The 10,018-nt window shown below is 35.2% G+C and carries 11 protein-coding genes; 1 reads left to right on the top strand and 10 read right to left on the bottom strand.

Annotation, left to right across the window (positions count from 1 at the left end; genetic code table 11):
• Window positions 1-1,268: 1,268 nt before the first annotated feature.
• The 6 genes from rpsI to dnaX all read right to left on the bottom strand — a co-directional run bounded on the left by rpsI (window position 1,269) and on the right by dnaX (window position 5,541).
• The gene (gene rpsI, locus NEH74_RS09060) at window positions 1,269-1,658 is read right to left on the bottom strand and encodes a 30S ribosomal protein S9 (protein ID WP_055244296.1); all 390 of its coding nucleotides are present in this window, start codon (window positions 1,656-1,658) and stop codon (window positions 1,269-1,271) included.
• 21 nt (window positions 1,659-1,679) lie between these two features.
• Window positions 1,680-2,117 carry a 50S ribosomal protein L13 gene (rplM, locus tag NEH74_RS09055; protein WP_055244298.1) on the bottom strand — a complete coding sequence of 146 codons (438 nt, stop codon included), beginning with the start codon at window positions 2,115-2,117 and terminating at the stop codon, window positions 1,680-1,682.
• A 325-nt stretch (window positions 2,118-2,442) separates the two neighbouring features.
• Entirely contained in the window at window positions 2,443-2,655 is a 213-nt protein-coding gene (locus tag NEH74_RS13715) for a pro-sigmaK processing inhibitor BofA family protein (protein WP_055244300.1), read from the bottom strand.
• A gap of 157 nt (window positions 2,656-2,812) precedes the next feature.
• Window positions 2,813-3,415, bottom strand: coding sequence for a recombination mediator RecR (gene recR, locus NEH74_RS09050; RefSeq protein ID WP_055244302.1), 603 nt, complete (start codon window positions 3,413-3,415; stop codon window positions 2,813-2,815).
• Between the two features lie 9 nt (window positions 3,416-3,424).
• Complete coding sequence (locus NEH74_RS09045) at window positions 3,425-3,730, bottom strand: YbaB/EbfC family nucleoid-associated protein (protein WP_055277479.1); 306 nt, start codon at window positions 3,728-3,730, stop codon at window positions 3,425-3,427.
• 14 nt (window positions 3,731-3,744) lie between these two features.
• Window positions 3,745-5,541: a DNA polymerase III subunit gamma/tau gene (gene dnaX, locus NEH74_RS09040; RefSeq protein WP_262941287.1), complete on the bottom strand. Its 1,797-nt coding sequence runs from the start codon at window positions 5,539-5,541 to the stop codon at window positions 3,745-3,747.
• A gap of 205 nt (window positions 5,542-5,746) precedes the next feature.
• Between dnaX and NEH74_RS09035 the strand changes: the two genes are divergently transcribed.
• Window positions 5,747-5,926 carry a hypothetical protein gene (locus NEH74_RS09035; RefSeq protein WP_144436954.1) on the top strand — a complete coding sequence of 60 codons (180 nt, stop codon included), beginning with the start codon at window positions 5,747-5,749 and terminating at the stop codon, window positions 5,924-5,926.
• A 245-nt stretch (window positions 5,927-6,171) separates the two neighbouring features.
• Here the strand turns inward: NEH74_RS09035 and phoU are convergent, their stop codons facing one another.
• Genes phoU through pstC form a run of 4 tightly spaced genes read right to left on the bottom strand, consistent with a single transcriptional unit; the run spans window position 6,172 to window position 9,696 of the window.
• Window positions 6,172-6,837 carry a phosphate signaling complex protein PhoU gene (phoU, locus tag NEH74_RS09030; protein WP_055305730.1) on the bottom strand — a complete coding sequence of 222 codons (666 nt, stop codon included), beginning with the start codon at window positions 6,835-6,837 and terminating at the stop codon, window positions 6,172-6,174.
• Between the two features lie 20 nt (window positions 6,838-6,857).
• Window positions 6,858-7,610, bottom strand: a complete 753-nt coding sequence (pstB, locus tag NEH74_RS09025; RefSeq protein WP_055305729.1) for a phosphate ABC transporter ATP-binding protein PstB — start codon at window positions 7,608-7,610, stop codon at window positions 6,858-6,860.
• Between the two features lie 14 nt (window positions 7,611-7,624).
• Window positions 7,625-8,791, bottom strand: coding sequence for a phosphate ABC transporter permease PstA (gene pstA, locus NEH74_RS09020; RefSeq protein WP_055305728.1), 1,167 nt, complete (start codon window positions 8,789-8,791; stop codon window positions 7,625-7,627).
• Window positions 8,791-9,696, bottom strand: a complete 906-nt coding sequence (pstC, locus tag NEH74_RS09015; protein WP_055305727.1) for a phosphate ABC transporter permease subunit PstC — start codon at window positions 9,694-9,696, stop codon at window positions 8,791-8,793. Before pstC ends, pstA begins: the two co-directional genes overlap by 1 nt.
• Window positions 9,697-10,018 lie beyond the last annotated feature (322 nt).

The following is a 10,018-nucleotide window of genomic DNA, read 5'->3' as shown; positions in this document are numbered from 1 at the left end:
ACACTTTTTAAACTTTTTTTTCGAAACTTTTTATTTCGTTTCCTTGTATCGTTCATTTCTGACGACTTCTTTATGATACCATCTTCATCAAAAATTGTCAAACACTTTTTGAAAGTTTTTAAATTTTCGTTGTTTGGTATGTCACCCGTTGGTGACTTGAATATAATATCATCTTTTCAAATATAGGTCAACACTATTTTGAAATTTTTTTAAAAAATTATTCTAACATAATGAACAAGAACTTCAATTACGAGAAAGCGATAGAAAAAAGAAATCTATCTTGAACACTTTGTGCGATGCTTTCCAGGAAGAAGATAACCTAGTTTTTTTTATCTTTCAGTATATCAAAAATCGAAGGCCAAAACACCTCCAATCAAATTATCAAAGCGATTAATAACTACAATGAGATTTCTCTAGACTTAACCTTTTAATTGTGTATATATTATTGGAATTGATACTTAATCCAATATTTAATTCTTCCTTCTTCAAATTAAGTATTACTTTATATTTCTTACATCTAATTTTCATTTACATATCTACTTCTCGAATGTACCTTTTCCTTTGTTATAATTAATCGTTAGTCGATTCTATTTCAAAATTCATTCTTGCCCTGATGATAAACATAATCTTTTTCGTTAAAATCATAGATTTCTTGATTACAGCTATTAAAAGAAGATATCTTCAAAAAGGTTAGCTATTTTCTAACAATAAATAATTCCTTTAGAGGTACCGATATACTTCAATAGTTTTTAAATGGAATAGTACTCCTCCATTGAGTCTTAATCACTTCTTCGATTTACCTTTAACTTTCTTAAGCTCCCTTTCCTATTTTCAATTCTTTAATTAATTTTCTTAGGTTGGATCTTAGTCTTTCATTCTGTTTAAAAAAGCATACTATTTGCTAATAATTTAATAAGATCGATGAATTATTCTATTAAAACCAGACATTAGATTGGAGTTTGAGTTTTACTCTTAATCTTTGCTATGGTATAGAACAAGCAATTTCCTTCATTTCTACTACTTTAAATCCCATTTCATTTGTATAGTTCACTTTCTTTGACATTATAAAACACCTTAATGAATAAATCAGTTTCGAATTTATTTATTAAGGTGTTTTTTCTTAGTTCTCTTTATAAAGATTATTCTAATTATTTTATAAATAATTACTAACGATCATCAAAGACTAAACGTAAATAGGTTTAAATGTAATAACCTTTTCTCATCGTTAAACAAAAAAAGGAACCGCAAATGCGGCTCCAATAATAAAATTAACGTTTTGAGAACTGTGGTGCACGACGAGCTGCTTTAAGTCCGTATTTTTTACGTTCTTTAGCACGTGAATCACGAGTTAATAATCCGATTGGTTTTAAAGTTCCACGGTATTCAGCATCAACTTGTAATAATGCACGAGAAATCCCTAAACGGATAGCTCCAGCTTGTCCAGTTAATCCTCCACCGTTAACATTTACTAATACATCATATTGGTTAGTTGTTTCAGTTAATGTTAATGGTTGCATGATATCTAAACGAGTTGCTGCAGAAGGAATATAATCTTCAAATTCGCGACCGTTGATAATTACTTTTCCAGTTCCAGGTACTAAACGTACACGTGCAACTGAGCTTTTACGACGACCAGTTCCTAAGTATTGTACTGTCATATAGTGTTACCTCCCTCTTAATTATCCACGAAGTTCGTAAACTTCAGGTTTTTGTGCTGCATGTGGATGCTCAGATCCAGCATAAACAAATAATTTTTTACCCATTGCACGTCCTAAACGTCCTTTTGGTAACATACCTTTTACAGATAACTCTAACATACGCTCTGGTGTATTTTCGCGCATTTGTTTAGCTGTACGAACTGTTAATCCACCTTGGTATCCTGAGTGACGGTAGTATAATTTGTTTTCTAATTTGTTTCCAGTTAAAGTGATTTTATCAGCATTGATAATGATCACGTAATCTCCACAGTCTACGTGTGGTGTGAATGTTGGTTTATGTTTTCCACGTAAAAGTGTTGCAACTTCTGTAGATAAACGTCCTAAAGTTTTATCTGCAGCGTCAACAACGAACCATTTACGATCTACTTCATGAGATTTTTGCATAAATGTTGTACGCATTGTCCTGCCTCCTACTTCTTTCGCTTTAGTTATTTTTCATATGAAAATTCGCTGGGGCTCAAATTTTCTTGTGAAAATAAAGAAAATGTACCGTTAGCTATTTTACCCCAAAGTATTACTTTTTTCAAGTGGTTTTAGAAATAATTATTCTTTTTTATATTATTTATTCGCGATTTTCGAGAATAAATACAAAATAACGACTAAAACCTTTTTTCTTGAATGAATACACTAATTTACTCAATGATTATATCATCATAACTTCGAGATATGAACACTCAAATTTTGGTTGTTTATCATATAAAAAGTGGATACAATTGTACCCACTTTAAATTAGCACTATTTTAGTTAAAACATATACAAGAATAAATCCAGGAATCCCTAATGTTCCTGTTATAAATGACGTAATGTAATTGAGAGGAACTGATGCACTGAAATAAACTCCAATTATATTAAATAGATATAGTGCAAATACTCCTATGATGAATCGTTTGATTAACCATCCTATTACTTTCATATTACTGTTATAAAGTATACTCACTTTATAACACGTCACCTCCCTTCCTATTGACAATCATATGCATTTAGAAAGAGTGATATAACTGTAATCAAATCTGGTTTAAGCCATTATCCCGCTTCTATGTGAATTTAAACATAAAAAAATAGTTACTGCAAAAAAACAGTAACTATTTTTTATATTAGAATAGCTCTCTGCGTCCTTCTAGAGCGCGAATTAATGTGACTTCATCAGCATACTCGATTGAGCGTCCCATTTCTAGTCCACGTGCGATACGAGTGACTTTCACATCTGTGTTTTTTAATAATTTTGCAATGTATTGAGATGTGGCATCTCCTTCAAGTGTGGCGCTTAATGCTAGAATTAATTCTTTTACATTTTCGTCTTTTAGTCGTTCAATTAATGCAGGAATTCCAATGTCTTCAGGTCCCATTCCATCTAATGGCGATAGAACTCCATTTAACACGTGATATAATCCTTTAAAACCACGCATACGTTCAATAGCAATGACGTCTTTAGGGTCTTGTACAACTGCAATAACTGATCGGTCTCGATGTGAATCTGCACAAATCATACAAGGATCTGTATCGGTGATATGACCACAAATCGGGCATTTGAATAGTTGACGTTTACTATCAATTAATGCTTTAGCAAATGTAGTAGCGTCATCTTCCTTCATTGAACTAATCACATGAAAAGCTAATCGTTCAGCTGTTTTATTTCCGATTCCCGGTAGCTTACTAAAGCTTTCGATTAATTTTGTAATGGGTTGAGGATATTGCATGATTTCTCCTTAGAATAATCCTGGGATGTTCATCCCTTTTGTGAATTGACCCATTGTTGATTCAGTTTTTTCATCAACTTGGCGTAATGCATCGTTTAATGCTAATAAGATTACGTCTTCTAACATTTCTACATCTTCTGGATCAACAACAGATGGATTAATAGTAATTTTGTTAATTTGTTTTGTTCCTGTTGCTTCAACTGTTACCATTCCACCAGCTGCACTTCCTGTGAATACTGATTGTTCAATTTCTTGTTGTGCTTTCACCATATCACGTTGCATTTTTTGAATTTTTTTCATCATCATTGGGTTCATACTCTTCACTACTCCTATTCATCGATTATGTTAACTAAATCGGCTCCAAACATTTTAACAATGTCTTCTACAAAGCCGTTATCTTTAGTTTGACTTTCCTCATTATAATTTATCACATTTTTAATATCCTGACTATATTGTTTTAAGCGCGGTTCAACACCATTTTTCTTTTGCTCAATATAGCTTTGTCGTTGTTCTAACCAGAAAGCTTCTGGCATGACGTTAAATGGATATGGACTTCCAAAGAGATAGGCCACAATTTGTTCTGCTATTTTTCGATTATCTTCACGTAGTAATCGTTTGCAGCCAGGTTCATGTTTATAAGTTAAAATAAATCCTTCATCTGAAGCGGCGACGATGTTTCCGTCTTGTAGTAGGACGATGACTTCTTTGTAGTCCGGCATAAGGATTGGGTTGAGTTGTGCCCATTTTTGTAAGACGTGGTCGCGAGCTTCTTTTGTCGCTTTAGATAGGATTTGTTCAATGGTTAGCATTTCTGGTGTGACGTGCTCTGGTAGAATGATTGGTTCTGGTTCTTTAGGTAGTTTGAGTTCAACGACTTCTGGTTCATTGAAGAGGTTCATTTTAAATTGTGAATCTGATTTATTAATTGATGGCTCAGCTTTAACAGGTCCTGTGTGCTCGATTTTTTTAACTAATCGTTTTAGTAGGGTGATTTCTTGCTTGAGATCGTTAATCTCTGTTTGGTAATCCTTGTTGTTGTCTGATTGATCATTGGTATCGGATAAGCTGAGCAGCCCGACTTCTAGCATGAGTTCGGGATGATTAGAGTATCTTAATTCAGATTGAAGTTTATTTAATTTAAATAGGTAGGTTACGATATCATTTGAATTAAGATTCTCTACTAACTCTGTAAACATAGGATTGTTCGTTAGTAAGTTAGAAACTGAGATTTGTGATTTTTGGTACACGAGTAAGTCGCGATAAACAGTGATTAATCCGTCAATAATGCGACTTGGTTCTTTTCCGTTCTCTGTCATGTCTTTAATTAAGTCGATGACGTGTGAGAAGTTTAATTCTTCGATTGCTTTGATGATTTGTAAGAGTTGATGATTGGCAATGGTCCCGCTTAGGGCGTGCACATCATCTAATGTAATTTTATCATCTGAATAAGAGATGACTTGATCGAGTAAGCTAAGGGCGTCACGCATTCCACCTTCCGCAAGTTCTGAGACGAGTTGTACGGCTTCTTCTTCGTAGGCTAAATCTTGTTGTTTGATAATCTCAACTAGGTGTTCGTAGATTTCTTTTGTTGAGATTTGTTTGAAGTCAAAGCGTTGACAACGCGAGATGATGGTTGGTGGAATTTTGTGTGGTTCGGTTGTGGCTAAAATGAAGATGACATGTTTTGGTGGTTCTTCTAATGTTTTTAATAAAGCATTAAATGCACCTGTTGATAGCATGTGAACTTCATCGATAATATATACTTTGTATCGTCCCATCGTTGGGGCGTATTTTACTTTGTCTCGGATTTCACGGATTTCATCGACACCGTTGTTACTTGCCGCATCGATTTCAAAGACGTCGGCATTTGATCCGTTTGTGATTGTTGTACAGTTTACACATTCATTACACGGTTCGGCCGTAGGATAGTTGATACAGTTAACAGCTTTTGCAATAATTTTCGCAATTGATGTTTTACCTGTCCCACGTGGTCCACAGAATAAATATGCATGTGATAAACGCTCATGTTTTAAGGCATTTTGAACGGTTCTTACGATGTGTTTTTGTCCTACGACGTCACTGAACTTTTGAGGACGATGAGCGCGGTATAATGCATGATAAGACATAAGAAAACTCCTACTCTCTAGTTTAAAAATTATCTTGATTATATCATAAATTATTGACAATGTCTGAGGCCTTGTTACAGATTTACGTTTTAAAAAAATTTTTTTATATCAGTGTAAATAAGTTTTTAGATTGTAAAAACTTAAGGCCTGCCATTCCTTAGCAATCATGGATTAGATTGTCTTGGACAATCGCTAAGGGTCACAGTTGAGAATTTATAAAGGACTTCGTACGTTGATGTTGATTACGACGATTTATACACTATCTTCTTGTGGTATCATGTATGTCTTTGAGGGTGAGGCGCTTCGTATTTTTACCCAAATCCACTATGCCCACGTCATGCTTGATAGGATTATTCCAGCTTATTTATCATTGGTGTTGATGTAGTCCCTTGTTGGAACAATCGGCGGTCGGGAAAACGATGGTGATGATGATTCTTTCAGTTCTGAGTCTTTGTATCGTGTATGTTTTCTGAATTTTCACCATTTTAAGAATTTCCTCAAGTATTGAGGACGTAATCCTAGGTTATCCAATTTAGTAGGCGCTCAGTCTTATTTTAATGGGGCTGTATGCTTGGAAAGGAAATTGGTTACCAAAAGAAAACGCGTAGATGAGCTCTACGCGTTTTTTTATTAGTTTAAGTGATAGCGGCGGCCTTTTAAGGCGTATAATATTTCTTCTGCAATGTTTGTGACATGATCGCCTGCACGTTCAATGTACTTATTAATCAGAATAGCATATGCTGTCCCGAAGACTTTTCCATCTACCACTTGGATGTGTGTAATTAATGAAGCTAATAATTCATTATAAATTTCATCGACTTGCTTATCCATGTCTGCCGCTTCTTTAATTTTAGCTTTGTTTTCTTCTTGAAGACCTTCCATCACTAGTTTTAACATGTTAATCACAATTTCTAGCATGCGAACCAGTTTGTCCACATTCTTTTCATAGTGTTCTAGTGATTCATTTTGTTTGATTAAGATGATATATTCTGCAAGATTTTTGGTGTAGTCAGCAATACGTTCATATTCAGTCGCAAGACGTATCACCATTAAGATTTTGCGTAAATCACTGGCAACCGGTTGCTGACGAATGATAAAGATTGTTGATTCTTCTGTGATATCTTCTTGCAGGTCATCAATATCTTGATCTTGCTTAATGATTTGTAAGGCAATTTCTAAGTCTAGTGTTTTTAATGCTTCCAGCGTATTTTCATACGCTCCGATCGTTAAGACTGATAGTTTTTCAATACCTTGAAGTAAGACTTCATAATCTGTTTCTAATTTTGTTTTTTTCATTCCATTTTCACCCCTTATTTTTATCCAAAGCGTCCAGTGATGTAATCTTCTGTACGTTTATCTTTTGGATTAGTAAAGATTTTATCTGTATCATCAAATTCAATTAATTCTCCCATTAAGAAGAAGGCTGTTTTATCTGAGATACGTGCCGCTTGTTGCATTGAGTGAGTAACGATAACGATTGTGTATTTTTCTTTTAACTGTTCCATCAATTCTTCAACTTTTTGAGTTGCAATTGGGTCTAAGGCTGATGTTGGCTCATCCATAAGGATAACTTCTGGTTCCATGGCGATGGCACGGGCGATACATAAACGTTGTTGCTGCCCTCCTGATAATCCCATGGCCGATTTATTTAAGCGATCTTTAACTTCATCCCATAACGCTGCCCCACGAAGTGAATTTTCAACAATTTCATCTAGTTTTTTCTTATCTTTAACTCCTTGGCAACGTGGTCCATAAGCGATGTTATCATAAATGCTCATTGGGAATGGATTTGGTTTTTGGAAGACCATTCCGACACGTGTACGAAGTTTCATGACGTCGATGTCTGAGTAGATGTCATCTCCATCAAGTGTCACGTTTCCTGTGATTTTGACTGTTTCGATTAAGTCGTTCATACGATTTAAGGTCCGTAAGAATGTTGATTTCCCACATCCAGATGGCCCAATAAATGCTGTTACTTTGCGTTCTGGAATTTCGATATTGATATGGTGTAAGGCTTGGAAGTTTCCATAAAATAAGTTTAAATCTGTAACTTTAAATTTAGGTTGCATTCCTTTTCACTCTCCTAATAGTTTGCTTTGCTGAATTTTTTCGAGATTAAGCGTGAAATTAAGTTTAATGTAAAGACGATGACAAGGATGACGATTCCGATAGCTGCTGCCATTTCAACATTCCCTGATTCTTTCACTTCAACGTAAGCACGAACCGTTAATGATGTTCCGGTTTCAAATAATGAAAGGTGCCCACTTGTTGGATTGACTGGTAATTTAGCAAATGTTCCGATTGTAAATAGTAAGGCTGCTGATTCCCCAATTGTACGTCCAATTGATAAGATAACCCCAACTAAAATACCTGGGATAGCACTTGGTAATACGACTTTTGATAAAGTTTGAATTTTGTTAGCTCCAAGTCCATATGATGCTTCACGGTAGCTCATAGGAACGGCTTTTAATGCTTCTTCAGTTGTACGCATCATTGTTGGAAGTAATAAAATCATCAGTGTGAATCCACCTGATAGAATTGACATTCCAAGTTTTAAGGTGTTGGCGAAGATTAACATCCCGAATAAACCGTATACAACTGATGGGATTCCTGATAAAACTTCGGTTGCAAAACGAATTAAGTTAACTAATTTTCCTGGTTTTGCGTATTCAACCATGTAGATGGCTGCTAAAATTCCGACTGGTGCCGAGAATAGTAAGGCAACTAAGATTAGCATTAAAGTTGAGACGATCATTGGGAAGATTCCTCCACCTGGTGAAACAACTTTAATCATTAATGTATCACTTGCATTTAAAGCGTTGGTGATGTCGTCTGCATCTGTATCAGCTTTAATTTTTAAGTTTGCTCCTTCTCCATTAATTTGTTCTAGTTGGTATCCAACTTTGACTGGGAAGGCTTCATCTGCATTGTTTTTTGCAGTTTTTACTGGTGATTGATCATCGATCCAAGCAACTTCATAACCATGTTCGTTTGGTTCAATGGCAATCCCTAAGTTTTCTGAAAATAAAGCGTCACTTGATAATGAGCTTGGCGCAGTGTAAGACTGATGACTCGTCACGTTCACATATTGAGTTTGTGATTCATAGTCATTCGTTAAGAAGTCCCATGACATTTTTGACCATCCATTTGAGAAGATAAATGCAACGATGGTGATTAAAATCCCAACTGAGAACGCTGCTGACAACCAAATGAGGCCATTTAGTAAGTTATCTTTAAGTTTACGAGACATTAACGATCACCTGCCTTTTTTTGAATGCGTGATAATACTAAGTTGATCACCATAATAAAGATGAATAAGATGACAGCTGTTGAGAATAACATTTGTTCATGCATTTCTGCTGCATACCCTTGCTCTAATGCGATATTTGTTGTTAATAAACGAACACGATCGAAGATTGTATGTGGAATTCCTGATTCAGGGTTCCCCGCTACTAAGATAACCGCCATTGTTTCTCCGATTGCACGACCAACCCCTAAAATAACCCCGGTTAAAATCCCTGATTTAGCTGCTGGTAATACGACTTTAAAAATTGTTTGCATTTTTGAAGCACCTAGTGCTAACGATCCTTCTTTATAGCTTTGCGGAACTGCACGAATTGATGTTTCAACAACCGCTACGATCGTCGGTAAAATCATAATTGTTAAAACAGCGATAACCGCTAATAATGAATCTCCTGATGGATATGGAGAAATTTGCTTAACTAATGGTGTAATGACCGCAAAACCAAATACCCCGTATAAAACTGATGGAATAGCTGCTAATAATTCAACCGCTGGACGTACGATGTTAGCCAATGGTTTTGGTGCGACTTCAGCGATGAAAACTGATGTTAATAACGCAATCGGTACCCCGATAACAATTGCACCAAGTGTCGCTAAAATCGAACTGATAATCATGTATCCAATTCCATAATCCCCACTTTGCGGTGTCCACTTCAACCCTGTGATAAAGTCTACAAAGTTATATGTTCCGAATTGATTATTTGGGAAGAATGGCGCAAGCCCTTTTCCGAAAATAAAGATAATAATTAACGCTACACTAATGACCGCAAAAAGCGCTGCTAATAGAAATAGAACATGGAAGAACTTTTCTAAGAACACGCGTTTACGATTAAGGGTCATGTCTTTTTTCACACTTAACACCTCGTTTTATTTAAACTAAATTAATACTCTCTATTTACAACGTAATTGTAGCATCTCAATTTTTAAAACTACGTTTTGTTAACAGAAAATTAACGCTTGTTAACAATTCCTTAACAAAGCGGGTCCCCATCCAGTGAAACTGGCTTTTCCCTTTAATGGGGTAAGGGTCCTCGTCATTTATTGAAGATAAATATTTACTCCTCAAATGGGTGATAAAATGTGCATTTTTCAAGGGTTTCTATGTTCTGTTAATAGAAAATTAACAGTTAATACCTATTTACTCTATGATTCGTTAACAAATTATTAATATTTC

Source organism: Turicibacter sp. GALT-G1, from assembly GCF_025594995.1.
GTDB lineage: Bacteria > Bacillota_I > Bacilli_A > MOL361 > Turicibacteraceae > Turicibacter > Turicibacter bilis.
The sequence above is the reverse complement of the archived record's forward strand: the minus strand, read 5'-3'. Positions and strand labels throughout refer to the sequence as shown.

Bases quoted from the DNA above. Each gene is read 5' to 3' on its own strand.
- rpsI (WP_055244296.1), bottom strand. From the start codon at position 1,658: ATGACAGTACAATACTTAGGAACTGGTCGTCGTAAAAGCTCAGTTGCA.
- rplM (WP_055244298.1), bottom strand. From the start codon at position 2,117: ATGCGTACAACATTTATGCAAAAATCTCATGAAGTAGATCGTAAATGG.
- recR (WP_055244302.1), bottom strand. From the start codon at position 3,415: ATGCAATATCCTCAACCCATTACAAAATTAATCGAAAGCTTTAGTAAG.
- NEH74_RS09045 (WP_055277479.1), bottom strand. From the start codon at position 3,730: ATGAACCCAATGATGATGAAAAAAATTCAAAAAATGCAACGTGATATG.
- dnaX (WP_262941287.1), bottom strand. From the start codon at position 5,541: ATGTCTTATCATGCATTATACCGCGCTCATCGTCCTCAAAAGTTCAGT.
- phoU (WP_055305730.1), bottom strand. From the start codon at position 6,837: ATGAAAAAAACAAAATTAGAAACAGATTATGAAGTCTTACTTCAAGGT.
- pstB (WP_055305729.1), bottom strand. From the start codon at position 7,610: ATGCAACCTAAATTTAAAGTTACAGATTTAAACTTATTTTATGGAAAC.
- pstA (WP_055305728.1), bottom strand. From the start codon at position 8,791: ATGTCTCGTAAACTTAAAGATAACTTACTAAATGGCCTCATTTGGTTG.